20 protein-coding genes and 1 other annotated feature are annotated in these 25,464 nt (G+C 47.0%); of the genes, 2 read left to right on the top strand and 18 right to left on the bottom strand.

Annotated elements, in window-relative coordinates:
- Window positions 1-32: 32 nt before the first annotated feature.
- The 6 genes from hydA to Q9R36_RS00770 all read right to left on the bottom strand — a co-directional run bounded on the left by hydA (window position 33) and on the right by Q9R36_RS00770 (window position 7,595).
- On the bottom strand, window positions 33-1,448 hold the full coding sequence (gene hydA, locus Q9R36_RS00795) for a dihydropyrimidinase (protein ID WP_101547736.1): 1,416 nt from the start codon (window positions 1,446-1,448) through the stop codon (window positions 33-35).
- 13 nt (window positions 1,449-1,461) lie between these two features.
- Window positions 1,462-2,751 carry an NAD-dependent dihydropyrimidine dehydrogenase subunit PreA gene (gene preA, locus Q9R36_RS00790; RefSeq protein WP_094769266.1) on the bottom strand — a complete coding sequence of 430 codons (1,290 nt, stop codon included), beginning with the start codon at window positions 2,749-2,751 and terminating at the stop codon, window positions 1,462-1,464.
- Window positions 2,744-4,123, bottom strand: a complete 1,380-nt coding sequence (locus tag Q9R36_RS00785) for an NAD(P)-dependent oxidoreductase (RefSeq protein WP_009793876.1) — start codon at window positions 4,121-4,123, stop codon at window positions 2,744-2,746. The genes preA and Q9R36_RS00785 overlap by 8 nt, the downstream gene beginning before the upstream one ends.
- Before the next feature lie 67 nt (window positions 4,124-4,190).
- On the bottom strand, window positions 4,191-5,081 hold the full coding sequence (locus tag Q9R36_RS00780) for a nitrilase-related carbon-nitrogen hydrolase (RefSeq protein WP_101547737.1): 891 nt from the start codon (window positions 5,079-5,081) through the stop codon (window positions 4,191-4,193).
- Between the two features lie 298 nt (window positions 5,082-5,379).
- Window positions 5,380-6,195, bottom strand: a complete 816-nt coding sequence (speD, locus tag Q9R36_RS00775; protein WP_009793874.1) for an adenosylmethionine decarboxylase — start codon at window positions 6,193-6,195, stop codon at window positions 5,380-5,382.
- A 221-nt stretch (window positions 6,196-6,416) separates the two neighbouring features.
- Window positions 6,417-7,595: a M20 family metallopeptidase gene (locus Q9R36_RS00770; protein WP_009793873.1), complete on the bottom strand. Its 1,179-nt coding sequence runs from the start codon at window positions 7,593-7,595 to the stop codon at window positions 6,417-6,419.
- Between the two features lie 155 nt (window positions 7,596-7,750).
- Here Q9R36_RS00770 and Q9R36_RS00765 point away from each other — a divergent pair, with 155 nt between their 5' ends.
- Complete coding sequence (locus tag Q9R36_RS00765) at window positions 7,751-9,160, top strand: aldehyde dehydrogenase (protein WP_129612227.1); 1,410 nt, start codon at window positions 7,751-7,753, stop codon at window positions 9,158-9,160.
- Between the two features lie 672 nt (window positions 9,161-9,832).
- Here Q9R36_RS00765 and Q9R36_RS00760 read toward each other — a convergent pair.
- From Q9R36_RS00760 to Q9R36_RS00745, 4 genes are all read right to left on the bottom strand, one after another.
- Window positions 9,833-10,825 carry an LLM class flavin-dependent oxidoreductase gene (locus tag Q9R36_RS00760; protein WP_129612226.1) on the bottom strand — a complete coding sequence of 331 codons (993 nt, stop codon included), beginning with the start codon at window positions 10,823-10,825 and terminating at the stop codon, window positions 9,833-9,835.
- Between the two features lie 53 nt (window positions 10,826-10,878).
- Window positions 10,879-11,844: an LLM class flavin-dependent oxidoreductase gene (locus Q9R36_RS00755; protein ID WP_009793869.1), complete on the bottom strand. Its 966-nt coding sequence runs from the start codon at window positions 11,842-11,844 to the stop codon at window positions 10,879-10,881.
- 40 nt (window positions 11,845-11,884) lie between these two features.
- A complete protein-coding gene (locus Q9R36_RS00750; RefSeq protein WP_101547740.1) occupies window positions 11,885-12,271 on the bottom strand; it encodes an IDEAL domain-containing protein in 387 nt (128 codons plus the stop codon).
- A gap of 267 nt (window positions 12,272-12,538) precedes the next feature.
- Window positions 12,539-15,121 (bottom strand): DEAD/DEAH box helicase, encoded by a 2,583-nt coding sequence (locus Q9R36_RS00745; RefSeq protein WP_311224385.1) that lies wholly within the window; start codon window positions 15,119-15,121, stop codon window positions 12,539-12,541.
- A gap of 185 nt (window positions 15,122-15,306) precedes the next feature.
- Between Q9R36_RS00745 and Q9R36_RS00740 the strand changes: the two genes are divergently transcribed.
- Window positions 15,307-15,564 (top strand): YpbS family protein, encoded by a 258-nt coding sequence (locus tag Q9R36_RS00740; RefSeq protein WP_022543845.1) that lies wholly within the window; start codon window positions 15,307-15,309, stop codon window positions 15,562-15,564.
- A gap of 66 nt (window positions 15,565-15,630) precedes the next feature.
- On the opposite strand, the gene dacB is transcribed toward Q9R36_RS00740, so the two are convergent.
- The 8 genes from dacB to Q9R36_RS00700 all read right to left on the bottom strand — a co-directional run bounded on the left by dacB (window position 15,631) and on the right by Q9R36_RS00700 (window position 25,438).
- Window positions 15,631-17,115 (bottom strand): D-alanyl-D-alanine carboxypeptidase/D-alanyl-D-alanine endopeptidase, encoded by a 1,485-nt coding sequence (dacB, locus tag Q9R36_RS00735; protein WP_165352536.1) that lies wholly within the window; start codon window positions 17,113-17,115, stop codon window positions 15,631-15,633.
- Between the two features lie 166 nt (window positions 17,116-17,281).
- A complete protein-coding gene (ileS, locus tag Q9R36_RS00730) occupies window positions 17,282-20,347 on the bottom strand; it encodes an isoleucine--tRNA ligase (protein ID WP_129612224.1) in 3,066 nt (1,021 codons plus the stop codon).
- 56 nt (window positions 20,348-20,403) lie between these two features.
- Window positions 20,404-20,641: a binding site (T-box leader), on the bottom strand.
- Window positions 20,642-20,664: 23 nt separating this feature from the next.
- The gene (locus Q9R36_RS00725) at window positions 20,665-20,994 is read right to left on the bottom strand and encodes an MGMT family protein (RefSeq protein WP_094769035.1); all 330 of its coding nucleotides are present in this window, start codon (window positions 20,992-20,994) and stop codon (window positions 20,665-20,667) included.
- A 30-nt stretch (window positions 20,995-21,024) separates the two neighbouring features.
- Window positions 21,025-21,834: an endonuclease I family protein gene (locus Q9R36_RS00720; protein ID WP_094769034.1), complete on the bottom strand. Its 810-nt coding sequence runs from the start codon at window positions 21,832-21,834 to the stop codon at window positions 21,025-21,027.
- Window positions 21,831-22,793, bottom strand: a complete 963-nt coding sequence (locus tag Q9R36_RS00715) for a S8 family peptidase (RefSeq protein WP_094769033.1) — start codon at window positions 22,791-22,793, stop codon at window positions 21,831-21,833. The genes Q9R36_RS00720 and Q9R36_RS00715 overlap by 4 nt, the downstream gene beginning before the upstream one ends.
- A gap of 145 nt (window positions 22,794-22,938) precedes the next feature.
- Entirely contained in the window at window positions 22,939-24,012 is a 1,074-nt protein-coding gene (locus Q9R36_RS00710; protein WP_311224384.1) for an undecaprenyldiphospho-muramoylpentapeptide beta-N-acetylglucosaminyltransferase, read from the bottom strand.
- 107 nt (window positions 24,013-24,119) lie between these two features.
- Window positions 24,120-24,875, bottom strand: coding sequence for an exodeoxyribonuclease III (locus Q9R36_RS00705; protein ID WP_311224383.1), 756 nt, complete (start codon window positions 24,873-24,875; stop codon window positions 24,120-24,122).
- A 23-nt stretch (window positions 24,876-24,898) separates the two neighbouring features.
- Window positions 24,899-25,438, bottom strand: coding sequence for a mismatch-specific DNA-glycosylase (locus tag Q9R36_RS00700; protein WP_311224382.1), 540 nt, complete (start codon window positions 25,436-25,438; stop codon window positions 24,899-24,901).
- Between the last annotated feature and the right edge of the window lie 26 nt (window positions 25,439-25,464).

Raw genomic sequence — 25,464 nt, 5'->3', positions numbered from 1 at the left:
ATTCATCTCCGTCCACAGCCAACCCTCTTAATCTAATAAGCAGGAATCACGTTATTATGGGTTTTGTGTTTAAAATATTTTGCTCTTTTTAAATATTGCCCGCTGCCCGCTTTTCCAGTGAACTGGCGGTCTTTAATCACATACTCTCCCCTTACGAGCACAGTGACAGGCTCTCCTTTGACTGATAATCCTTCAAATGCGCTGTAATCAACAGCCAAATGGTGGGTGCCTGCAGAAATGGTTCGTTCCTTTTCAGGGTCAAATAGGACAATATCGGCATCAGAGCCTACAGCAATCGTCCCTTTCTGAGGGTAGAGGCCAAATAGCTTCGCAGCACGGGTCGAAGTGATGTCGACAAATTGGTTGAGGGTGATCCTTCCCTTTGCCGCCCCTTCTGAAAAGAGGATCGAGAACCGGTCTTCAATAGTCGGGCCTCCGTTCGGTATTTTGGTAAAATCCTCCCTGCCGAGATCCTTTTGCCCCTTAAAGTCAAAAGAGCATTGGTCAGAGCCGATCGTCTGGAGCTGTCCGCTTTTGAGGGCATTCCATAAAGTGTCCTGATTCCATTTTTCACGGAGCGGCGGGGACCACACATATTTTGCGCCTTCAAACTCAGGCTTTTCGAGGCTGGTCTGGTCAAGAACAAGATACTGCGGACAGGTTTCCCCCCAGACATCGATGCCCCTGGAGCGGGCTGCGGCAATTTTTTCTGCTGCTTCAGCGCAGGATACATGTACTACATACAGCTGGGAGCCTGCCAGGCCGGTCAGCTCAGCCGCACGCCCCGTTGCTTCCCCTTCCAGCTCAGGAGGTCTTGTAAGCGCATGGTAGATGGGTTCTGTATGTCCTTCTTCCAATGCCTTTTTCGTAAGATAATCGATGACATCCCCGTTTTCTGCATGCACCATGACAAGAGCCCCGAGGTCCCTTGCGGCAACCAGCGTCTTGAAAAGCGTTTCATCATCAGCCTGGAAGACATTTTTATAGGCCATGAAGACTTTGAAAGAAGTAATTCCCTCAGAATCTATCACTTTCGGCAGCTCCGCCAGTACTTTATCATTGATTTCCCCGATCATGAGGTGGAAGCTGTAATCGATGGCAGCCTTGTCTTTAGATTTTTGGTGCCATTCATCAATGCTTTCCTGGAGAGGCCTTCCTTTAGATGTCAGGCAAAAGTCTATGATGGTCGTCGTGCCCCCAAAGGCTGCGGCAATCGTGCCTGACTCAAAATCGTCCTTTGTCACAGTCCCGCCGAATGGCATATCCAGGTGGGTGTGCGGGTCTATGCCGCCCGGAAAAACGTAAAGCCCTGCAGCATTGATGATTTCCGCCCCGGTATCTTGCAGATCCCTGCCAATCAGGGCGATTTTTCCTTCTTCTATTAAAATATCAGCCTGAAAAGTATCTGATGCTGTCACTATAGTGCCGTTCTTTATTATTTTCTTCATATTCAGCACCCCTTTACCGTTTAGATAGATCCAATTCGCATGCCTGTGCCCCGGCTATCGCGGCCTGTCGTTCATTCCAGGTCATAGGCGGCTGTGTGTGCGGAAGCTCTACCATTGAAATGGCCCCTTCCTCCGGGCAGACAATAGAACAGAGGTTGCAGCCGACACAGTCTTCTTCGCGGACTTTCAAATATTCTTTTCCGTTTTCATCAACCAGCATATCAATGCATTGATGCGAGGTGTCCTCACAGGCGATATGGCATTTATTGCAGTTGATGCAGATATCAGGGTCGATCCTCGCGGCAATATTATAGTTAAGGTCCAGATTGCCCCAGTCCGAATACCTTGGTACAGATTTTCCGATAATGTCCCTGACTGACCGGATGCCTCTCTCGTCCAGATAATTATTCAAACCATCCATTAAATCTTCAATGATGCGGAACCCGTGGTGCATAGCAGCTGTACAAATCTGTACGCCGGAAGCGCCCATCAGCATGAATTCAACCGCATTCTGCCAGTTCGATATCCCGCCCATGCCTGAAATCGGTACAGATATTGCTGGATTCCTGGCGCACTCAGCGACCATGTTCAGTGCAATCGGTTTGACTGCCGGGCCGCAATAGCCTCCATGTGCTCCCTTCCCTCCGACATGCGGAATCGTATTCCAGGTATCAAGGTCCACCCCGGCAAGGCTGTTGATCGTATTGATCATACTGACAGCATCTGCACCGCCTTTTACCGCTGCTTCTGCTGTTGCTGTAATATCCGTTATATTGGGGGTAAGCTTCACGATGACTGGTGTCCGGGCCGCTTCCTTCGCCCAATAAGTCTGTTTTTCCACCAGCTCTGGCACCTGTCCGGATGCAGATCCCATTCCCCTCTCTGCCATCCCGTGCGGGCAGCCGAAGTTAAGCTCAAGTCCATCTACCCCAATCTCTTCGACCCGTTTGACAATTTCATGCCATTTCTCCTGTTTCGGCTCAACCATCAGTGAGGCAATGATCGTGTTGTTGGGAAACTTCTTTTTCGTTTCATAGATTTCCTTCAGATTGACTTCAAGCGGCCTGTCTGTAATCAGCTCAATATTGTTAAAGCCTGCGACCCGCTGTCCATTAAAGCTGACAGCAGCAAATCGGGAAGAAACGTTTAAAATAGGCTCACCCAGCGTTTTCCAAACAGCTCCGCCCCATCCGGCCTCGAAAGCACGCTGAACCTGATAGCCTGAATTGGTAGGTGGTGCAGAGGCAAGCCAGAAAGGATTGGGGGACTTTATGCCTGCCAATTCTATGCTTAAATCAGCCATTTGCTTCTCTCCTTTCTTCCTTCATCATCAGCTTGTGGATCGCATGGGCTGCTTGTTTACCCTGCTGGGCAGCAGTGACGACCATGGCTTCCCCTTTTCCTTTGCCGAAGACAATATCCCCGCAGGCAAACACTTTCGGATTTGAGGTCTGGCATGTCTCAGGATTGATTTCTACAACTCCCCCATCGTGAGCAAGGCCGAATTGATCGATGAGGCTTTCGTGCCTTTGCTGCCCGATGGCTTTAATAATGATGTCAGCCGGGAGCAGATGCTCAGATCCTTCAATGGGTACGGGCCTTCTCCGACCATCCGTATCCGGCTCGCCAAGCATCATTTGGATGCACTCCAGTCCTGCTGCTTCCCCGCGGTCATTGCTGATAATCCTTTTGGGTGCCGTCAGCCATCGGAACTCGACTCCATCCTGCTTCGCAAACTCATATTCAAAATCATAGGCAGTCATTTCTTCCTGTGTCCTCCTGTAAAGGATTTTCACATTCCCCGCCCCGAGCCTTGCTGCACAGGTTGCCCCGTCAATTGCTGTGTTGCCGGCGCCGATTACAATTGCTTTCTTGCCTGCCACATCTCTCCTCAGTTCACCGGTTTTTGTCTGCTTCACAAATTCAATCGCATCAAAGACACCTTCCAGATTTTCACCTTCAATTCCAAGGTCCGGCACTTTTGACATGCCTGCAGCAAGAATCACAAAGTCATATCCGTCCAGCAGTTCTCCGGCTGTAACATCCCGGCCGATCTTCGTTTTTGTCCTGATGTCTACATTCATCCGCCTGACCTGTTCTGCTTCCCAATGGGCAATCTCCTTCGGCAGACGGAATGAAACGATACCGTAAGTGTTCAGCCCTCCGGCTTCCTCCTCGGCTTCATAGATGACAGTCTCATAGCCGAGACGGGCCAGCTCCCTGGCAGCCGATAATCCCGCAGGTCCGCTTCCGATGACCGCTGCTTTTTTGCCGTTGGCCGCGCCTGGGAAAAATAAGTCCTTCCCGCTTTTTATGGCCCAGTCAGTCGCATGCCTCTGCAGTTTGCCGATCAGAATAGGGCTTTTTGTTGAATTCAATACACACGCCCCTTCACAGAGCTCTTCTGTCGGGCAGACCCTTGAGCAGCTTGCGCCGACAGGATTGGCATCCATGATGGTTTTGGCGGATCCCAGCATATTTCCGCTGCTGATTTTTTTTATGAATGAAGGGATATCTATTCCAGTTGGACATGCTTTAATACAAGGGGCATCATAGCAATACAGGCAGCGGCTGGCTTCATGGGCAGCATCCCTGCTGGACAGCGCAGGCTCCGCTTCCCTGAAGTTCTGTTCCAGGTCGGTGTGTGAGATTCGCTTTGGTTTTGCATCGATCACAGCGTTCCCTCCTATCCTGCCTGTGCCAGGCAGGCAATTGAAAAGCTTATTTTCACATAAAAGCCCCTTACGGAAGAAGGGATGTCATTTCACTGTATGTTTCCGGCCTGCGGTCGCGGTAAAACTGCCAGGTGTCCCTGACCTCCCGGATCAGCTTCTTGTTCATTTCACCTATGATGACTTCATCCTTATCCCGGCTGGCAGAGGCAACGAAGCTTCCTTTAGGATCCACCAGGTATGACTGCCCATAAAATTCTCCCATATTCCATGGACCCTCATAGCCGACGCGGTTGATGGCGCCAACATAATATCCGTTGGCGACTGCATGGGCAGGCTGTTCGAGTTTCCATAAATATTCGGACAGGCCGGCGACCGTGGCCGATGGATTGAAGACGATTTCTGCGCCATTAAGCCCCAGCAGCCTTGCCCCTTCCGGGAAATGCCTGTCATAGCAGATATACACGCCGATTTTGGCATATGCAGTATCAAATACCGGATAGCCCAGGTTCCCTGGTTTAAAATAATATTTTTCCCAGAACCCGCAGCCGTTTCCTCCTGCCGCAACATGCGGAATATGCTGCTTCCGGTACTTTCCCAGATAAGTTCCGTCTGCATCCAGGACAGCAGCTGTATTATAATAGGTAGCTATCCCTTCCCGTTCATAAATCGGAAGGACAATAACAATCCCAAGCTCCCTTGCCAGCTCCTGGAAAAGCTTTGTTGTCGGGCCGTCCGGGATTTCTTCTGCAGCGTCATACCATTTCGTATTCTGCTCGGAACAGAAATAAGGACCATAAAAGATCTCCTGCAGGCATACAATCTGGGCGCCCTTTTCTGCCGCTTCCCTAACAAGCTTTATATGCTTTTCGATTGCCTTCTCCTTATGAACTGCAACTGGCTCGCTGCCGTCCACATCATGAGATGCTTGTATCAAGCCGATCTTCACATTGTCTGCCATCTTTACTCCCCCTCTAAAATAAAAAGAATCATCCTTTGCAGAACCGGGCTGTTTCGTACCAGGGCAATCCAGCAGCATGGTTCAGAATGTTCCGTTAATCTAACATACGCAGAAAGGGCAAGTTGTAAAACTTAATTTAAAGAGAGTAGAAAGAAAAAGGCTGGAAGAAACCCAAATAATGCTAATCCTCTAGCAAAAACACAGTGTGAAGGATATCTGCATACAAAAAAGACTGCAAATGGCCCCATAATGAGAGGATCTTTGCAGTCTCATGCTACCTTAATAAAAAGTATAGAAATTAATTTTGCGAGGAAATATTGGTGCCATAAAAGATTTCGTCCATCTCTGTTTTAAGTCGGTCGGTGATTTCTTCCGCTTCTTCTGAATCCAGCTTCTCCTTAGTAAAGCCAAACAGATAATTATTCAGGTCGAATTCCTTCAGTTTGCATTTTGTGTGGAAAATTTTTTCCTGATAGATATTCACATCGATCATATCATACAGGCCTTTTGCTTCATCTGGTATATAGTTCTGTATAGAGTTAATATCATGGTCGATATATAGCTTTTCACCGTTGATGTCCCGTGTAAACCCTCTGACGCGGTAATCAATCGTCATTACATCCGTCTCAAAGGAGTGGATCAAATAATTCAGGGCTTTTAGCGGTGAAATTTCCCCGCATGTGGAAACATCAATATCTGCCCTGAAGGTGCTGATCCCTTCTGTCGGATGGAATTCAGGATAGGTGTGGACTGTAATATGGCTTTTATCAAGCTGCAGGACCACATTGTCAGGGAGCGGTCCAGGAGATTCCTCCAGTGATTCTTCAGGCACTTCGACAACAGGGCCTTCTGATACGAGCATGGTCACACTGGCTCCCTGCGGTACATAGTCCTGCTGGGCGACATTCAGCACGTGTGCCCCGATGATATCGGACACATTAGTCAGAATGTTGGTGAGCCTCTCAGCACTATACTGTTCATCAATATAATCAATATAAGCTTCCCGTTCTTCTTTTGTTTTTGTATAGCAGATATCATACATATTAAAGCTTAACGTTTTAGTCAGATTATTAAAGCCGTGCAGCTCGATCCGTTGCTCTGGTGTCAGTTTCATGTGCAAAATCCCCTTTAACTCTGTTAGTCTGTTGCCCCTATCACCAGCCCTGGCCACTTCTATGGCGAGCTCTTGAGAGAGTGATTCCAAGCTGGTTAGGCTGATTACTATCTAGAGTACCCTTTATAAAAGGCAAAAAAACGGGTTTTTCCTAATTGTGTCCTGCTGAGGCTGAATCTAAAAAAGCCTATCCGTTTTGGATAAGCTTTTTGAGTACATCATTATGCATTAACGAGTTTATTCTTTTTGAATTCTTCCCTGATGGATTGAAGCAGTTCTTCGCTTGAGAGGATTTCATAACCCGTCAGGGCCATTGCCTTTGCCCCTAAGATCATTGCCTCCTGTGCCTGGCTGCTCATGGCCGCTTCGCGGAACTCATGGGTATGGCAGGCGAAATCTTCGTCGCAAATCTTGATATATGGGTGAATGGAAGGCACAGCCTGGCTGACATTTCCCATATCGAGCGATCCTGATCCATCGCGGTCCTCGTGGATTTCACCTGGATCTATTCCCAGCCCGATCAGCTCGTTAGTGAATGCATCCGATAATTGCTGGTTTGTTTGCATGTCATCATACGAAAATTCATAAAAAGAAGCTTTCATTTCTGCACCAGTCTGAAGCGCAGCACCCTGGGCGCATGCTTTCACTTTTTCAACCAGTTCATTCACATAAGATCGGCTTGATGCTCTTACATAGAACTGGGCAGACGCATAGTCAGGAACTACATTGGCCGCTTTTCCTCCTTCAGGGATGATGCCATGGATTCTTGCATCAGAAGTGATATGCTGTCTGAGGGCATTGATGCTGTTAAAAGTCTGAAGCACAGCATCAAGAGCGTTGATCCCTTTTTCCGGACTCGCAGCCGCATGGGCACTCTTGCCGAAGAATTCAAACTGGATCGCATCCATGGCAAGTGATCTGCCGCTTTTCAAATACTTGGACAAAGGATGGACCATCATCGCAACATCCAGTTCATCGAAGATCCCGTTCTCCGCCATTGTCACTTTCCCGCCTTTTGTTTCTTCAGCGGGAGTTCCGTACACAATCACTTTTCCGCCAGTTTCTCCAACAGCCTTGCTCAGGCCGATCCCTGCAGCAATTGCCATTGTGCCTATGAGGTTGTGCCCGCATGCATGACCTACCTCAGGAAGTGCATCATATTCAGCCATCAGCCCAATGGCTGCTCCCGCAATGCCGCTGTCATAAACAGCACGAAAAGCAGTCGGAAGTCCGCAGGTTCCCTTCTCTACATTAAATCCGTGCTTTTCCAATGTTTCAATCAAAATCGCCGAAGATTTGAACTCCTCATGCCCGAGCTCAGGATTTTCTCCTATGTACGTGCTGATATTGACAAATTCCTGCTTAAGCTTATCTATTTCGTTCTGAATTATCTGTTTCATTGTATAACCATCCTTAGTGGTGAATTTTTATTCCTTTTTATTAGAATAACAAATAATTCGGTATTCGAAAATAATTATTTTTTAGTTCCTGCTGATTGCCTATTCCTGAGGGAAAAGGTATGCTCAATTTAATCATTGAATCAAGCTGAAAGCAGGTGATCGGATTGCAGCAAAACATCTTAACTGAGACGCCAGCAGAAGAAATAAAAAGGCTGCTTGCCGCCCAGAAGAACTTTTTTGCGACCCAGGGAACAAAGCCCGCAGCATTCAGGCTTGCCCGGCTGCAGGAGCTTAAGGATAGTATCAAAAATAATGAACAGCAGCTGATCTCTGCGTTAAAAGAAGATCTTGGAAAGTCTGAACTTGAAGCATATTCAACGGAAATTGGGATTTTATATGAAGAAATCGGCTATACATTGAAGCATCTGAAAAAGTGGATGAAAGCAAAGAAAGTGAAGACGGCCATGACCCATATCGGCTCCAAGGGCTATATTATCCCTGAGCCATACGGAGCGGCCCTCATCATTGCCCCATGGAATTACCCGGTCCAGCTCGCCCTGTCCCCGCTCATTGGGGCAATTGCTGCCGGGAATACGGCTGTCATCAAGCCATCGGAGCTGACCCCGAATGTATCACATGTGCTCTCAGCGCTGATCAAGGAAGTCTATCCGGTAGAGTATATTTCAACTGTTGAAGGCGGTGTGGAGACCAGCCAGCAGCTGCTTGAGCAGCCTTTTGATTATATATTTTTTACAGGAAGCGTCCCTGTCGGCAAGATTGTGATGGAGGCAGCCAGCAAAAGACTGATTCCTGTCACCCTGGAGCTTGGCGGAAAAAGCCCGGTCATTGTCCATGAGGATGCAAATATCGGCCTGGCGGCGAAGAGGATTGTTTTCGGCAAATTTACAAATGCCGGACAGACGTGCATTGCCCCGGATTATCTGTTTGTCCATGAAAAAGTGAAACAGACTCTGCTGGAAGAGATGAAGAAGTGCATCAAGGAATTTTACAGTGATAACCCTCTTGGTAATGAGGATTATTCCAAGATCGTCAATAACCGGCATTTCAGCAGGCTTGAAGCGTATTTGAGCGACGGACCAATTCTTTTCGGGGGAAGGGTGAATGGTGAGCTTAGAAAAATGGAGCCGACACTGATGGATGCCCCTTCTTTTAATTCGCCTGTTATGCAGGATGAAATATTTGGCCCGATCCTGCCGGTATACGGGTATGCAGCCTTGGATGAAGCCGTCTCCTTTATCCAGTCACGCCCGAAGCCGCTTGCTTTGTATTTGTTTACGGGAAGCAAGGATATAGAAAATAAGGTGAATGGTACGATTTCTTTTGGAGGCGGGTGCATTAATGATACTTTAATGCATATCGCGACGCCGTATCTTCCTTTCGGAGGTGTCGGGGAGAGCGGGATAGGGAGTTATCATGGGAAGAGCAGTTTTGGGACGTTTTCGCATGATAAAAGTGTGCTGAAGCAGACTACGCTGTTTGATTTTTCGTTCCGTTATCCTTCTGCTGAGAATGGGCTGAAGCTGATTAGGAAGCTGATGAAGTGATGTGAGCCTGGACCGGTTTGGTTCAGGCTTTTGTTTTTTTATGGATTTGTATAAATTTGCTAAAATTAGTTTAGCTTTAAAATGTAGGCTCCTGATCTGCACTGCAGGCACTTCGCTTTCCGCGGGGCGGAGTTGAACCTCCTCGCGCTTACGCGCTGCGGGGTCTCAACATTTCCGCTGCAATCCCGCAGGACGTTGAATCTTCTTCCTGGAATCTGCATCGCACGAAGAAAATGAGCATGCATTTTATGAGGAGTCTTCGTGCCTTCCGTTCCGGTCAGCAGGGCTTTGAGAAAAAGATTCCTAAGCAACGACACCCCCTAATTGGTTTCTTCATCCGTTGTTGTGTTCTTAACTTGGGCTGATGGTTTCCGTTCCAGACACTTCGCTTTCCGCGGGGCGGCGCTAACAGGAAAATGGGCAACTTCGCTTCGCTTAACCGGAGATTCTCCGCTTATTTACACCCATCCGTGCCATATTCAGCCGTCTAAGAGGAGAATCTCCGCTTATTTTGAGGCTTGCTGCTCAAATCGGATAATATTATACTTCTTTTCTCCAAAAAGCCTTCCATCACTAAAATGTCCCATTAACTGAATAAGCCTCCATATATAATAACCTAAATGTAAACTGTCCCTTTTTATATTCAAATACAATAATCTTTACATAAAAACTTTATAAAAACAATTCAGCCAATAATTCCAGATTCCTTGCTCTGTCCTTGAAACTATAGGTATTATTGATGGCCATGATTTCATCGGTACCGTATTTTTCACTGATCTTGAGGAGCTGATTTCTCACTTTTTGAGGATTGCCTATGACCATTCTGCTTCGGTTGTGCTGAATCTTTTCTTTTTCGGCTGCCGTCAGGGTTCTTTTTTGGGCTTCCTCTGGTGAGATGATTCTTGTGTCGGCTCCTTTTTCGATGTCCAGGAGCCAGTGGTCCTGACTGGCTGCGAGGTGTTCGGCTTCTTCGTTAGTCGGCGCGCAGATGACGAATACACAGACGTTTGCCGAAGGCCCTTTCAGCATAGCAGACGGCTGGAAGTGACGGTAATAGTATTGGAATGCTTTTTCCCCGTTTGCCGGTGTGATGAAGTGCCCATAGGTAAATCGCATGCCGTTTTCAGCTGCCGCTCTAGCGCCGCGTTCGGTAATCCCCAATAGCCATAATTCCGGCAGAGTTTGCAGATCCGGGTAGGCTTTTACCTCCCTAAAAGGATGGTTATCCGGCAGAGTGTTGGTTAAAAAGCCCTGGAGATCTCTCAGCTGGCCGGGGAATTCATTCATGCTCCTCCTGATGCCGTCTGTCAGAGCCAGTCTTGTGTCTGCACCGCCGCCAGGTGACCTGCCGATACCGAGGTCAATCCTGCCCGGATACAGAGCTTCCATCACTTTAAAGGTCTCTGCAACTTTATACGGGCTGTATTGAGGTAGGAGGACCCCTCCAGAGCCTACCCGTATCTTTTTGGTTACTGCTGCTATATGGGAGATCAGGACATCTGGTGAAGATCCTGCCATCCCATTGGAATTGTGATGCTCAGCGGTCCAAAAGCGGGTGTATCCCAGATTATCGGCAATTTGCGCCAAGTGGGAGGTTTGCTTAAGTGCATCTCCCGGAGAATCTCCTTTTCGAATGACAGCTTGATCCAGTACGCTTAGTTTCATACTTCATCCCCTCTTTTAAATGAAAAACCCGCTGCACCATCCACAGCGGATTATTATAGCATTTGTTCAGCAATCAGTCTGTATGAATGCAGCCTGTCTTGATAGTCGGTTGTCAGAGTGATGATCATAAGTTCATCTGCCCCTATCCTGCTGGCCAGGCTTTCAAGCTGTTCAGCAGCCTGAACAGGATTTCCGATGATCATTTTTTTCTTCATGTCCTGCAAGAGTTCTTCTGTGTTTAAGGACTCCTGTTCCAGCTGCGCTTCTTCCCCGCTCAGCAGATTCCTCCATGAGCGGCTTTTTATAGCCAGCTCCTCTGCCTGTTCTTCTGTTTCTGCACAAATCACATTAACAGCGGCTATGCAGTATGGGGCAGAGGCCATTTTAGAAGGAATGTAATTATTCTTATAGAGTGAAATAATCTCTTCGGGATTCTGGTCGCTCATAAAATGCCCGAAGCAGTAGGCTGTTCCCTTTTCGGCAGCCTGTATGGCGCTTTTCTTGCTGGTTCCCAATATCCACGGAAGAGGAGCAGAACGGGGTACAGGTGCAGGCGCCACTTTGGAGTACATATGGCCTTCAGGATGGCTGCCCACCAGAAAGTTTAAGAGCTCAGTGATTTTATCAGGCATTTCAGCGACGCCTTTTAAAAAGTTGTCAGATAGCGCCATGGATGTTTCGGCAGATCCGCCTGGCGCCCTTCCGATCCCTAAATCAATTCTTCCGGGAAAAAGGGTGGCAAGCATATTATAGGTTTCCGCCACTTTGTAAGGTTTGTAATAAGGAAGAAGAACGGCTCCGCTTCCAATTTTTATATGTGAAGTCTGGGCGCCTATATAGGGAAGCATCACTTCAGGGGCAGAGCAGGCAAGCCCTGTCATATTATGGTGCTCTGCAATCCAATAGCGGCTGTAACCGAGCCGTTCCGCTTCCTGTGCAAGCTCGAGTGAGGCTAAAAGGGCCTCATGAGCCGTTCTCCCTTCAGGAACAGGAGATTGATCAAGTATACCGAGCTTCATCTTCCTGCCTTCTTTCTATTATTGCTGTAACAGCACAGTTTTAATATTTCTTATTCATTCTGCCTTCGCTTGAAGGAAATGTACCGCTGCCGGCTGCATGTTCTTTTTTTTCAATGCCTGCCTGTTCAATACGATTCAGTGCATTTGAGAGCTCCATAAACCATTCCTTGTCCCTTGTAAGCAAAGCTGTGTCGATAAGGGAGCGAAGACCGTCGGCAGAAGGAAGAAGATCGTTTTTCATAGTCTCTGCCTTTTTCTTTTCAATATGGACCTTCCTGCCGATCACTTCCGGGTTGTCGCTGTCGACAACAAAAACTGTCACAAATTCACGCTCTGGCAATGCCGCTTCCACGAAGCCCTGAACAAGCTCCCCATTCCGCGACTTCCCTGTGATCCATCCGCCCATTTTAATGTCTTGATTGTTCATATCATAACACCGCCCTCAATAGATTATTTATTTTTTATGTTCAATACATTTAAGATCTTAGATTCAGGGCCGGTTCTTTTCGGCCGTATACTGTATCATTACCCGTAAATTCTGTGTGATAACGCAAACTGCATATAGGCTTTTCATTGTATATCTGAGCAGCTGGTTAATACCGGGATATGTCCTGCTTATACTGTAATAATAAAAGATACAGTTTGGATTGTCAATGAAAGGGCAGGCAGCTCACGGGCTGCCTGCCCTTTTTAGTCATCTCCTGAAATATGAAGGTTTTCTCCTGGTCCTGAACCCGCCCTCATGGCATTCGTCGCATATCGGATAAGGATGCTCCCATGAAAGCTTCTTGCCGCATCTGCGGCATTTTTTAGTCATTTTCTGAACATCTGTCTTCAGCTTTTCATGGACCATTGTCCCCAGTTCATCCCGGACCCTTTCCCAGTATAAAGCTTCTGTCCTCTGGTCGAGCCTGTAAAGAAACAGCAGATGCAGACCGACAGATTTATACGTGAGCTCCAGGTCCTCAAGGGTCCTTTTGCGGATTGAAGGCTCAGGAAGGTCTTCGTTATGCACCGATGCCATCACCGACATCCTCCATTGCCTGACGAGTTCCGGCTCCCTGGCTGAAAAAGGCAGGTGCAGGAATCCATACAGGTCCCCGAGGCTGAGCCTGGCTTCCATTTCTGTTCCCTGGACGAGCTCATAAAGCTCCTTCTCTTCGGCAAGGGACGCTTTCACTGTTCCAGGTGGACTTTCGAATTTGTCCCAAAGTTCAAAGAAAGTTCCCAGATCATGATAGTATTTCTGGAAGCGGTCAAATACTCCGCTGGTTGGCGCAATCGAAAATGTATGGACCGGATCATCTTCCTGTTCCAGCAGGGAACCCATTTCCTTGATGTTTTCCATAAATGCGACCCGGCCTGTATTGTAGAGGCCTTTTCTGCCGGCCCTTCCGGCAATCTGTTTGACCTCCTGGGAAGTGAGCTGCCTCCTGCTGACTCCGTCGAATTTTTCATTTTCAAGAAAAACGACCCTGCGGATAGGAAGGTTCAGACCCATGCCAATTGCATCTGTACTTACTATAATATTGGTCTCGCCGTCGATGAAGCGCTGCACCTGTTTTTTCCTTGTTTCAGGCGGCATGCTGCCATATATCATGCTGACAGAGCGGCCATCATTCTGAAGCCGGGAAGCAGTCTCCAGCACTCTTTTCCTTGAAAAGCAGATCAGGGCATCCCCTTTTCTGCTGTGCTTCAGCCTGAATTCGTCAGGTTCGACGATAAGCGGTGTATCTCTATGGTATTCATGTATCTCCAAATCTGTCCCCTCCAAAAGCTGAAGGAGGATTGACTGAGAGCTTTTGCTGCCAATGATATGGACTTCACTTGCATTAGCCTTCGTTATGGCCTTATACCATGAGAACCCGCGGTCTTTGTCAGTGATCATCTGTGCTTCATCAATGACTGCTATATCAAAACGCTCTTTTTCACTGAACATCTCGACAGTGGAAGCAAAATGGCTTGCCCCGGGAGTCACTTTTTCTTCCTCCCCTGTCTTAAGTGTACAGGGTATAGCTTCCCCGTTCAGCTTATCGTATACCTCGAGTGCCAAAAGCCTTAAGGGGGCCAGATAAATTCCACTGTCCGCCTTTTTCATGCTTTCGAGCGCATGGAAGGTCTTGCCTGTATTCGTATCGCCGATATGAAGGACGTATTTGACGCTCCTGTCCACAGAAGGGCTGTATTCCCGGCCAAATATCTCATCGAGGATCCTGGCTTCCTCCTGCTTTCTCCGCGCTTCTGCTGCTCGCGCTTCTGCCTCTTTCCGCTCCCGGTCCTCAAGATCCATCTGATATATTTCCAGATGCACGGCTGGTTCCCATGGAAAAGAACTGAGGCGGAGCAAGTCCTCCAGGAATTCATTTTCAATTTCCTCCAGGAATTCTCCGGCGAATTCCTCTGACGGCCATTCAGTCATGGAATGGATGGCTGCTTCCGGGTCGTTTTCCGGATGGAGCGATTTGTATTGTTCAAGCATGGAAGGATCCATTAGTTCCAATACGGTCTCAGGAACAATATCTTTCATAGAATCCATCAAAAGCTTTTCATATTTAAAATAATAGGTTTCATATTCAAAATACTGTCTGCCCCAATGGTTTGTTGAATGGATGCCGCCAGTCAGCTCTTCAAAGAACTCGGCAGCGAGTGTATAATGCTCCGGGTTAAAATGTCCTTCCGGCCTGAGCTTTTCTTCAAGTGCAAATGTATCCGCCTGCCCGTATTTGGTTCCGCTGCTGAAGTCCTTCTTTAATTGCCGGGCAGCCTCATATCTTGCCCTCAAATAAAACAGCCGGCTATGCTTCCTCATGATTTTCCCGGCAGCCTTATCGAGTGCTGTGTAAGCCTTGGCAATACGCTCGGCATTTTCCTCATGCTGAAGCTGAAGCAGATACTTTTCCCTTGCATCCCGATATGTCTGTTCCCATTTGCCTGGATCATGGGAATAGAGGGAAAGCAGCCATTTCTCTGCATTCCATGGTGAATAGTTCTTTACTTCAGATCGGAAAAGGCTGTTGATGACCTTCTTGTCGATTCCCTCTGTTGAAAATCCCTTTTCCTGAAGATATTCCTTTTTTAATTTCCGCGCCACTTTATTGTTGGTCATATTAAGCCAGACATTTATCCAAATCTGTTCATAATACAGCTTCCTGTCCTGAAAATATTCTTCAAAATCGGGAAGAGAATCTTTCGTTGATAAATAATAGTGAATATCCTCTAAAAATTTTGCTTTAGCTTGTTCTACTGCAAGAGGATAGAGAGTTTCCAATGCTTCCATGGAAAATCCCCCCTTTGAATATTAATCGGCGCCTTTTAAGGAGCCTGTATATTATATTATCATGTATTGGCCAGCACCCTATCCTTTAAAGTTCTCCTTAGAACTTTAACACAGAAAAGTTTTTCTTAACGAAATGGAGGTTAGTTGATAATATAATATTAGCCTTTTGAATGAGGAGTGAAACGATGAGTGTGCACCATGCTTTAACCGAACATGCCAAGAAATTAAACACAAGGATCACCCGCTTTCTTGAGCTTGACGCAAAAAGAGAAGCGTTTATTGAAGAAGCATTATCTCTGTCTAAAGCAGGAAAAGCTTTTTCTACAGAAAAAATCAATGAAGTGACAGAGGAAATCAACCAGCTTGCCAGACAGGGAATTGTTCCTTCCAGGAAGCTTGTGACCGCTGAAATGGTTGAGGAATATGCAGGGCGTACGAAATAAACCGTTATTATTAAAAAAAGAAGCAGGCAGACTCCCTATTGAAAGGAATCTGCCTGCTTCTTGGCGTTACGGCTGTTCTGCCAGAAGGATTGCAATCTTATCTTCTATAATTTTTGCCTTGCTGTCATCCTTCAGATTATTGAGGACAATGCTGAAAATGAGCTTTTCACCGCTTTTGGTTTCTGCATATCCGGAAAGGGAGCTTACGGTGGATATGGAACCTGTCTTGGCTTTAATCTTTCCTTCTGCTGCCGAGTTCTTCATTCTGTTGCGTAGTGTGCCGCCAATTAATCTGTCCTGGGCTCCTGCCAATGGGAGTGATCTCTCAAATGAGGGGTACCATTTCTCAGACTGTACGCCGTATAACAGCTGTGACAACTCATTAGGCGGAATAAGGCTGACATGGGATATGCCCGACCCGTCACGGAGGATCAGGGTGTCTTTATTGACTCCCCAGCTGGCAAGCTGTTCTGAGACAACTTCAAGGCCTTTTTCCCAGCTTCCTTCATTCTTCACCTTTTTGCCCATTTCCTTGACCAGTACTTCTGCATGGCTGTTGTTGCTGAGTTTCATAAAAGGTATCAGCAAGTCCTTCAATGCAATGGATTGATGTGCCAGAAGCAGAGAGCTTTTCTCTGGGGCTTTCCCCAGCTCCAATTTTCCGGTTACGCGTATCTCATGTTCCTTCAATGACTGGCTGAACAGATCAAGCGCATATCCGGCCGGCTCCCACACGGCAATCCATTCCCTGGACCTGCTTGCCTTTTCAGGTATTGTCCCGGTAATGCGGATCGTGTTCGTGCCATGGTCCCGTTCAATGGTGATGTCCTTTTTGCCGTCAGCCGGGACGGTCGCTGCCTCGTTGATGATTTTTACATAGCCTGTTTCAGGGGTCAGAGTGACTGCCGGTAGTTCTCCTGCTGATTTCCCCGGATTCACCTCTACAATGACCGTGCCTGCATCATAATCTTCATTTGGCGACGCTGTCAGTGCTGATACCTGGCCGCCGTAATAGTAGGACTCGTCGCTCCAGGGCAGATCCTTTGATAGCCTTATGTCATCATACCAGCTGTCATCAGCAATCAGGCTGCCATGAATCGTTTTAATGCCCTTTTGCTTTAACCCGGCTGCCATCTTGTCAAAGTCGCTTTTTAATAGGGTCGGATCGCCTTTGCCTTTCAAATATAGATTTCCATGAAGATTGCCTTTTTTGTGCAGTCCATCTGTCAGTACCTCAGTAGTAAACCGGTATTCTTCGCCAAGAACCTGAAGAGAAGCGGCGGATGTGAGCAGCTTCATATTAGAGGCCGGCCTAAGACGGATCCCGCCGATATGGTCATACAGCAGTTCGCCGGTCTCTGCATTTCTGATGCTTACTCCCGCAAGCGCTCCAGAGAGGATAGGATCATTATTCAGAAGCTGATTCAGGTCTCGGGTCAGTCCTCCTTCTTCAACCGCCGAAGCCTGGCGGGATAGTTCATAAGCGTATGGAGAGGCTGAAATGAATAATAAAGCTGTTATAAGGATGACAATTTTCCACTTTCTCAACAAGCAGCAGCACCTTCCTGTGGCAAAAATTAAATTCAGATCCAAAACCAGAAGTTAAGCTTTGCCAGATTTAAAGTATTAACAGTTACTTCGCTTTGAATGCTGCTTTTCCTTTATTTTCATTGTGAGGAAAAAGTAGTGTTTTTGAAAGGTGCCGGCCAGCCAGTGGTTATGTCAATGAGACAGCTATCAGTTCCCCCCCAAGCCTGCCCTTCAGCATCGGAGCTTGCAGAGGCTTGAAAGCAATCCCTTCAAGAACGATATTGGCGTATAAAAGATCCTCAAATCCGCGCAGTATTCCTTCTGCTTCAGAGGTTGTATCGATCTGCAGGTTAACTCTTTTGTCGATAGGAAGCTCCAGCTTTTTCCTTAAATCCTGTATTCCTCTGATAAAGTCCCTTACATAGCCTTCCCTCTTCAATTCCTCAGTCAACTCTGTTTTCAAAAGAACTGTCATATTTCGTCCGCTGCTTTCCGCGTAGCCTTTCTTTGGGAGCTTTTCCACCGTTGTATCACTATTTTCGACCTTCAGCAGTTCATTGCCAGCCTGCAGAACGAGGCTTCCTGTTTCCAGCAGCTGGCGGATATCTGTTTCAGAGAGCTGCTGCAGCGACTGATGAACGAGATTGGCATTCTTTCCGTACTTCTTTCCTGCTGCTTTGAAGTTCAGCTTCAGCCGGCAGAAGTATTTATCCTGCAAGCTTTCAGCCCATGAGATATCTTTTACATTCAGTTCTTCCTTGAGGATCCTGCTGAAAGCTTTTAATTTCTCTTCCTTTTCTTTGCTGCATTGCACAAGCATTTCGGCCAGCGGCTGCTTTGTTTTCAGCTGCTTTGAATGCCGGATGCTTCTGCCCAGCTCAACCAGATCCATGACTTCAACCATATTGTCCTCCAGCTCCCTGTCAATCAAGGCGGTTTCAGCCTCCGGGTAGTCTTCAAGGTGGACGCTTCTGCCTGTCAGGTCTAAATAGACGCTTTCAGCTATGAAAGGCACGAATGGTGCCAGCATGCGGGAGATATTGTCCAATAGTGTATACAGTGTCTGGAATGCAGAAATTTTGTCGTCTTCCATGCCCTTCGCCCAGAACCTTTCCCTGTTTCTCCTGATATACCAGTTGCTGACCTCTTCGATCAGCGTGCCTGCTGCCCTGGCGGCATTTGTAGCCTGGTAGCTGCCCATCTCCTTGTTTACCGTTTCAATGACACTGTGCAGCCGCGAAAGAATCCACCGGTCCATGATGTTGCCGGAAGTTTGAGAGCTATCTGGCTCAAAATGATCGATTGTACTGTAGAGGCTGTAAAAATGGTGAATGCTTGCTAGCGAGTCGACCAGCTTTGATTTTGCCTCTGCCGCATTTTTTCCGGAAAACTTCTTGGGCTTCCATGGACTGCTGTCTTCCACCAGCGCCCATCTTAAAGCATCTGCTCCAAATTCAGTGATCAGCTTTGCAGGATCAAGGGCATTTCCTTTGCTCTTAGACATTTTCTGTCCATTTTCATCAAGGACATGCTCAAGGGCGAGGACATTTTTATAAGGCAATTGCCCCTTATATAAGACTGAAACCGCGAGCAATGAGTAAAACCAGCCCCTGGTCTGATCCACACCCTCTATAACTGCATCTGCAGGAAATAGCCTTGAAAATTCCTCTTTATGTTCAAAAGGGTAATGAAGCTGGGCATATGGCATGCTTCCTGAGTCAAACCAGACATCGATGACCTCCGGTGTCCTGGCCATGTAACCATCACAGTCCTGGCAAGGGATTTTCACTGCATCGACATAAGGCTTATGATAATCAGTGAGCTTTCCATTTGCTTCTGAAAGCTCCTGCAGCTCCTGAAAGCTTTTTGGGGCTTTCTCTGCCCCGCAATTTTCACAGACCCAAACATTGAGAGGCGTGCCCCAATAGCGGCTCCGGCTGATATTCCAATCCACCAGCCCTTCAAGGAAGTTGCCGAAACGGCCATTCTTCATGTGGCTTGGATGCCATTCTGCCTGGCTGTTGAGCTCAAGAAATTTCTCTTTCAGGGAAGAGGTTTTGATGAACCAGCTGTCAGCTGCGTAATAAAGGAGCGGAGAGTCGCACCGCCAGCAAAATGGATAGCTGTGTTCATACTTTTCTTTGTGGAATAACAGGTCCATGCTTCCCAGCATTTTTAAGATATCAACATCACAGTCTTTGACGAACTTCCCTGCAAGCGGCGGAAATTCATCAGTATAACAGCCTTTGGAATCAACGATATTGATAAAAGGAAGCCCCCTTTCCTTTATGGCCCGGTAATCGTCTTCTCCGTAAGCGGGAGCAAGATGGACGATACCAGTGCCGCTGTTTTCAGTAACAAATTCAGCTGCAATGACTCTGTGCGCACCTTCCAGCCCATCAACTTGAAAGGGAGGCTCATATTCCATTCCCGTGATCTCTTTGCCTTCAATCGTTTCAAGGATTTCATCAAAGCTGCGAAAAAGGTCTGCCACCCTGTTTTCAGCCAGAATAAAGATTTTGTCTCCATTCTTTACTCTTGCATAACGTACCTGGGGATGGACAGCCAGTGCAACATTGGCCGGAAGTGTCCATGGCGTTGTGGTCCAGCCTAGGATATATTCATTTTCCCTTCCTTTCAGCCTGAAGGTGACAGTGGCGCTTAAATCTTTTACATCCTTGTAGCCCTGCGCAGTTTCATGGGAACTCAAGGAAGTCTGGCAGCTTGGACAGTAGGGAGATACCCGGTGGCCCTTGTAAAGCAGCCCCTTTTCGTGGATTGTCCCAAGGATATGCCATACCGACTCGATATATTCATTGCTTAATGTCATATAAGGGTCATCCATATCCGTCCAGTAGCCTAGCTGCTCTGTGAATTCCCTCCACTGTTTTTCATATTGGAATACACTTTCCCGGCATTTTTCTATAAAAGCACCTACACCATAATCCTCGATTTCCTTCTTTCCTGATATGCCCAATGCTTTTTCCACTCCCAGCTCAACCGGAAGCCCATGTGTATCCCAGCCGGCTTTCCTGATTACCTGCCTCCCTTTCATCGTCCAGTAGCGGGCTGTCAGATCCTTGTATGTTCTCCCAAGAGCATGGCCGGCGTGGGGCAGCCCATTGGCGGTCGGAGGCCCTTCATAAAAAACGAAAGGAGTCCTGCCTGCACGATTGGAAACGGATTTGGCAAAAATATTTCCTTGCCTCCAATACTCTCTGATTCTGTGTTCTCTTGCCTGAGTGCTTTCCATTTCAGTACCTGCCTTTCTTTTTAATTTTTAGGGAAATAAAAAACACCCGCCCCTGTATAAGGGACGAGTGTTATACCCGCGTTACCACCCAAATTCTATTGCATAAACAATAGCGCTCATCAACGTACCATCATACGCGTTCCTTTTAACGGCGGACACCCGTCAGGACTTACTGGATTTCAGCCCTGCATCTCAGAGATGATGTTTCAGAAAGATCGTTTCCGCTGGCTCTCACCATACCCAGCTCGCTGAAGGAACTTTCCCTTTCCTACTTGTTCTCGTCATAGAATTTAAGAATTTTTATTATCATATCAAAATCAGGTATTATTATCCAGCCCTTTTTTTGGCTCATGCAGAAAATTTTCAAGCCTGATTATTCCTTTGACGTCTACAGTGATGCCCTCCGCTTCAAGGAGAAATCTCTGTTCCTCCCGGAGCATAGGATCTTTCATGCTGATTTCGCCCATTTTGCTGATGACTCTGTGCCATGGAAGCTTCTCCTGCCTGCTCAGGGAATGAAGAATCCTGACGACCTGCCTGGCTGCGCGTGGGCTTCCGGCAAGGGCTGCTATCTGGCCGTATGTCATCACCTTTCCGGCAGGTATTTCTTTAATAATTTTTATCGTTCTTTGTGTAAAAGGCTGCATAAGGCTAAAAACAGTACCTCCGGAATTTTATTAATTTGAATCAGTCATTTTCCCTGCAAGTGCCGGAAAATCAATGAATGGATTGCGATTGCCCTGCAGCTCCTCAATTGCGGCATTCCTGTGCTTTTCATAAAGTGATACAGGAAATTCAAGATGCCATTTTTGAAGGAGACTGCAGCTGATTCCGTGTTCTGCAGGCTTAAAATTCTTATACCTCAGGAAAAAGTAAAAGCATGCCCGGGCTGCAATTCCTTTGCCGTATTCCGGCTCAAACTTCCCTTCTTCAGCCATGCCGCAGCCGCCTCTTATACCGAAAGCAGAAGCTTCCGGCTTATAAGAGGGGAAGTCTTCATAAGGAAAATTGCTCCTCATGCTATTGCAGGCGGGCTCACAGGCGAACAAATGATGGAGGTCCCCCTTCATCGGCTGCTGTTCACTGAACCAGGACTGCGGAACTACATGCTCGCAATTCAGCTTTGTCCGCGTGTCTCCAGTCCGGTTCCGCTCCAGCAAGATCTCCGCATCATGTTTAATGCTTTCAGCCGGATCCATGCTGCCGCCTGAATAAAGGCTTTTGAGAGCAAAGTTCTCCTGCAGGTCCACCCAGGGATATAAATAGAGATGAGGGGAATATTTCAGAATGGTCTTGTGGGTTTTCTCCACAAGCTTCTGAAGATCTTCTTTGGCCTCCGCTGCCTCAAAGTCGATTGAAGCATAATAGGCTTTGCATTTCTCAAGGTCAGCAGCTTCATCATAGTAGATCCGCTCCGCACTTTGAGTCTGCAGGTTTGCCAGTGCCGCCTCCTGTTCAGCAGCGAGCTGTTCAGCCAGGCTGTTCATGATTTTAAGACCATCGGCAGAACTTTAGATGTGAAAATATCTGAAAGATGTTCAAGCAAAGTTAGATAAACAAGGCCATTGCCTTCAAGCTTGGCTGAATTGCCAAGCGGAACGGTGCGTCTGATGAGCTGGGCGAAAAGCTCTGCCTCGGAAAGATTCCGGTCAAAGTTTTTGTTGGCCACATTCTTAATAAGCGCCATCGCACCGGATACATGCGGGGCAGCCATGGAGGTGCCGCTCAAAGTGGCATACTTCCCATTTAAATAGGTTGATTGTATTTCTTCCCCTGGTGCAACCAGGTCGATTTCATTATGTGAATTGGTAAATTGTGAAGAATTCCTGTCCAAATCGATTGCACCTACACTGATCACTTCGTTATAGCAGCCCGGATAGGCGAACTCATCAGTTGATTCTTTTCCGTCTCCTTCATTACCCGCTGCACATACAACAGAGATGTTGTTCCGTACGGCTTCCTTTATAACTTCATGAAGCTCAGGCATGTCATTCGGGCCGCCGAGCGACATGGAAATAATATCGGCTTTTTGGTCGATAGCGTAGCGGATTCCTTCAATAATCCAGTCATACTGGCCGGAGCCGTTTCTATCAAGCACTTTGACAATGAGCAGCTTTGAACCTGGCGCAACGCCCGATATGCCGGGCTCTTTGCCTTCTGCTGCAATGGTCCCCGCAACATGGGTGCCATGGCCGTTATAGTCTTTATAAATATCCGGATTTCCGGAATCATCGCCAGTAAAATTCCTGCCGCCGATGATTTGATTCTTTAAATCAGGGTGGCTGATGTCGCAGCCTGTATCGAGTACAGCGATTGTAATGCCTTCTCCCCTTGTTTCTTCCCAGATTTTTGGCGCCTGTATCAATCCGATGCCTTCCGGAATGCCTGATACCGCCTCTGATTGTTCAATTACCTGATACGGGATCACACGTACACATTCTTTCATTATTTTCCCTCCTTCAGAGTAATTCAGGATGCAGAAACAAGATGTATCTCCATTATACCAAAATCGAAGGAATATTCAGATAAGGAGATAGGCTTGATTTTCTTTTTTAGAACCGAACAAAAAAGCGAACAAAGACCCATAAGGCCTAATTCTGCTGCAATTTGTCCCTAATGTTACCAGCCATGACGGATAAAGCATCCTTCATCCTTGATTCTTCCATCTGTTTCAGTATGCTTTCCCTGTGTTTACTTAAAAGGGCAATATACCCGGCTAAAGATGCGGCTGTCAGGTCTTCTTCCTGCAAGGTCAATGAATAGCCTTTTTCCTCAAAGCTTTTTGCATTCAGAATCTGATCGCCCCTGCTTTGTTTCCTGCTCAATGGAATGATAAGCATCGGAATACGGAGGGCAAGGAATTCAAAAATAGCATTAGAGCCTCCTCTGGTTACCATTAAATCTGTACAGGCAAGTACATCTGAAAGTTCACTGTTCAGGAATTCAAATTGCCTGTATCCTGGCAGGCCTTCCAATGCAGGATCAAGATTTCCTTTTCCGCAAAGGTGCACGATTTGAAACTGGCCGCCGATTTGTTCAATTTCCTGCCGCACTGCTTCGTTAATCTTCTTTGCCCCTAGGCTGCCACCCATAATGGCAAGAACCGGCCTGGTTCTGTTAAAACCGAGGAATTCAAGCCCCTTCTCCTTGATGCCAGAAAGGATTTCCCTCCTGATTGGCGAGCCGATTGCCTGTGCTTTTCCATTTGGAAGGTACTGCAGAGTTTCTTCAAATGAAGTATAAATCTTTGAAGCAAACCTTTTTGAAATCCGGTTAGCCAGGCCCGGTGTTAGATCGCTTTCATGGATGAATATCGGAATTCCGCGGAGCTTTGCTGCCGCGATGACAGGTACGGATACAAAACCCCCTTTGGAAAAAACGAGGCCTGGCTTGAGCTGTTTAAGAATCCAGAGCGCTTCAGTACATCCTTTTGCCACTTTGAACATATCCTTTACATTTTCAAAGTCGGCGTACCTCCTTAGTTTCCCGCTTGAAATCGAATGATAGGGAATGGAAAGCCCGCTGATAAGCTCTTTTTCAATGCCCTCTTTGCTGCCAATATAATGGATGTCTATATTTTCCCCCTCAAGTTCTTTAATCAAAGCCATATTGGGGGTAACATGGCCGGCTGAGCCCCCGCCCGTCAAAACAAGTGTCTTTTTCATAAAACCTTCCTGTCATGGCAGTTCAGGCAGGCAGACTCTCCTGCCTCCTTCACTGCGCCTATTTTTATGCTGATTCCATTATATACAGAAAAAAAGCCCTTTATCATCTAAAGGGCCATTTCGAGCATGATCGGGCAGTGATCGCTGCCCATGATGTCACAATAAATCTTTGAATCTAGTATCTGCACTTTCAGTTTATCAGATACTATAAAATAGTCGATGCGCCATCCGATGTTCCGCTCCCTAACCTTGGCCATATAGGACCACCACGTATAAGCGCCTTCCTGCTCTGGATAAAGGTATCTGAAGGAGTCTACAAATCCTTCTGACAGAAGAGATGTCATTTTTCCGCGCTCTTCATCCGTAAATCCGGAATTTCCTCTGTTAGACCTGGCATTTTTAAGGTCTATGTCAAGATGGGCGACGTTTAGGTCCCCGCAGAGTATGACTGGCTTCTTTTGTTCAAGCTCAAGGATATATTCCCGAATCTCATCCTCCCATTCCAGCCGGTAAGGAAGCCCTGCCAGGTCCCTCTTAGAGTTAGGTGTATACACATTCAGAAGGTAAAAATTTTCAAACTCAAGAGTCAGGCTCCGTCCTTCTGGTTCTGTTTCTCTTCCGGCTATCCCATAGGATACATAGAGGGGCTTTTCCTTTGTAAAAACGGCGGTCCCGGAATAGCCTTTTTTCTCGGCATAGTTCCAGTACTGGTGATAGCCATCCAGATTGAGTTCAATCTGTCCCTCCTGAAGTTTTGATTCCTGAATGCAGAAAATATCTGCATTTTCTTCCATGAAAAAATCCAGGAAGCCTTTTTTGACGCAGGCCCGGATTCCGTTAACATTCCAAGATACTAATTTCATTCTATATTCCCCCGTATTTTCCTTTAGCTGTCCTCTCCATGCCGGGAGGGTGCCTGTTCATACACGATGGCAGGCAATTCTTTATATATATCAATCACTTCGTCCATTTTCATCCGCACCAGTCCGCTGGAAGAAGGAGCTGCAAATTCAATAACCCCTGGAACAACAGAAATGTCCTGGCGTCCCCATGGTGCTTTTTTGCTGCCGCTGTACTCCAGGTAAACCCCTTTGCCGACAAAACAGACTGCCTTTGGCTTCAGCTCCGTAATGAGTGAGATGAGCCTTTCTCTGCCTTCTTTATATTCTTCCCTGGTTATTTTGTCTGCTGCTTTGGTCGGCCTCGGGACGATATTGGTCAGCCCTATATTCAAATCCAGCAGCAGGCTGTCTTCTTGAGGGAGAAATTTTTTAGGAGTGATGCCCGCTTCATAAAGGATTTTCCAAAACCGGTTATTCGGATTGGCGAAATGATGTCCGGTCTCAGCTGACCGGATGCTGGGGTTGAAGCCGACAAAGATGATATCCAAGCCTGGCTTGAGATGGTCTTTTATTGGTTTTAGCATACCTGCTCCTTTCTTTGAACAAAATC

The sequence above is a fragment of the Bacillus sp. AG4(2022) genome, from assembly GCF_031844465.1.
Lineage (GTDB): Bacteria > Bacillota > Bacilli > Bacillales > Cytobacillaceae > Bacillus_AB > Bacillus_AB infantis.
The sequence above is the reverse complement of the archived record's forward strand: the minus strand, read 5'-3'. Positions and strand labels throughout refer to the sequence as shown.

Excerpts from the sequence above, each read along its gene's own strand:
- hydA (WP_101547736.1), bottom strand. The coding sequence starts at position 1,448 with ATGAAGAAAATAATAAAGAACGGCACTATAGTGACAGCATCAGATACT.
- preA (WP_094769266.1), bottom strand. The coding sequence starts at position 2,751 with ATGGCTGATTTAAGCATAGAATTGGCAGGCATAAAGTCCCCCAATCCT.
- Q9R36_RS00780 (WP_101547737.1), bottom strand. The coding sequence starts at position 5,081 with ATGGCAGACAATGTGAAGATCGGCTTGATACAAGCATCTCATGATGTG.
- speD (WP_009793874.1), bottom strand. The coding sequence starts at position 6,195 with ATGAAACTGACACCAGAGCAACGGATCGAGCTGCACGGCTTTAATAAT.
- Q9R36_RS00770 (WP_009793873.1), bottom strand. The coding sequence starts at position 7,595 with ATGAAACAGATAATTCAGAACGAAATAGATAAGCTTAAGCAGGAATTT.
- Q9R36_RS00760 (WP_129612226.1), bottom strand. The coding sequence starts at position 10,825 with ATGAAACTAAGCGTACTGGATCAAGCTGTCATTCGAAAAGGAGATTCT.
- Q9R36_RS00755 (WP_009793869.1), bottom strand. The coding sequence starts at position 11,844 with ATGAAGCTCGGTATACTTGATCAATCTCCTGTTCCTGAAGGGAGAACG.
- Q9R36_RS00750 (WP_101547740.1), bottom strand. The coding sequence starts at position 12,271 with ATGAACAATCAAGACATTAAAATGGGCGGATGGATCACAGGGAAGTCG.
- Q9R36_RS00745 (WP_311224385.1), bottom strand. The coding sequence starts at position 15,121 with ATGGAAGCATTGGAAACTCTCTATCCTCTTGCAGTAGAACAAGCTAAA.
- Q9R36_RS00740 (WP_022543845.1), top strand. The coding sequence starts at position 15,307 with ATGAGTGTGCACCATGCTTTAACCGAACATGCCAAGAAATTAAACACA.
- ileS (WP_129612224.1), bottom strand. The coding sequence starts at position 20,347 with ATGGAAAGCACTCAGGCAAGAGAACACAGAATCAGAGAGTATTGGAGG.
- Q9R36_RS00725 (WP_094769035.1), bottom strand. The coding sequence starts at position 20,994 with ATGCAGCCTTTTACACAAAGAACGATAAAAATTATTAAAGAAATACCT.
- Q9R36_RS00720 (WP_094769034.1), bottom strand. The coding sequence starts at position 21,834 with ATGAACAGCCTGGCTGAACAGCTCGCTGCTGAACAGGAGGCGGCACTG.
- Q9R36_RS00715 (WP_094769033.1), bottom strand. The coding sequence starts at position 22,793 with ATGAAAGAATGTGTACGTGTGATCCCGTATCAGGTAATTGAACAATCA.
- Q9R36_RS00710 (WP_311224384.1), bottom strand. The coding sequence starts at position 24,012 with ATGAAAAAGACACTTGTTTTGACGGGCGGGGGCTCAGCCGGCCATGTT.
- Q9R36_RS00705 (WP_311224383.1), bottom strand. The coding sequence starts at position 24,875 with ATGAAATTAGTATCTTGGAATGTTAACGGAATCCGGGCCTGCGTCAAA.
- Q9R36_RS00700 (WP_311224382.1), bottom strand. The coding sequence starts at position 25,438 with ATGCTAAAACCAATAAAAGACCATCTCAAGCCAGGCTTGGATATCATC.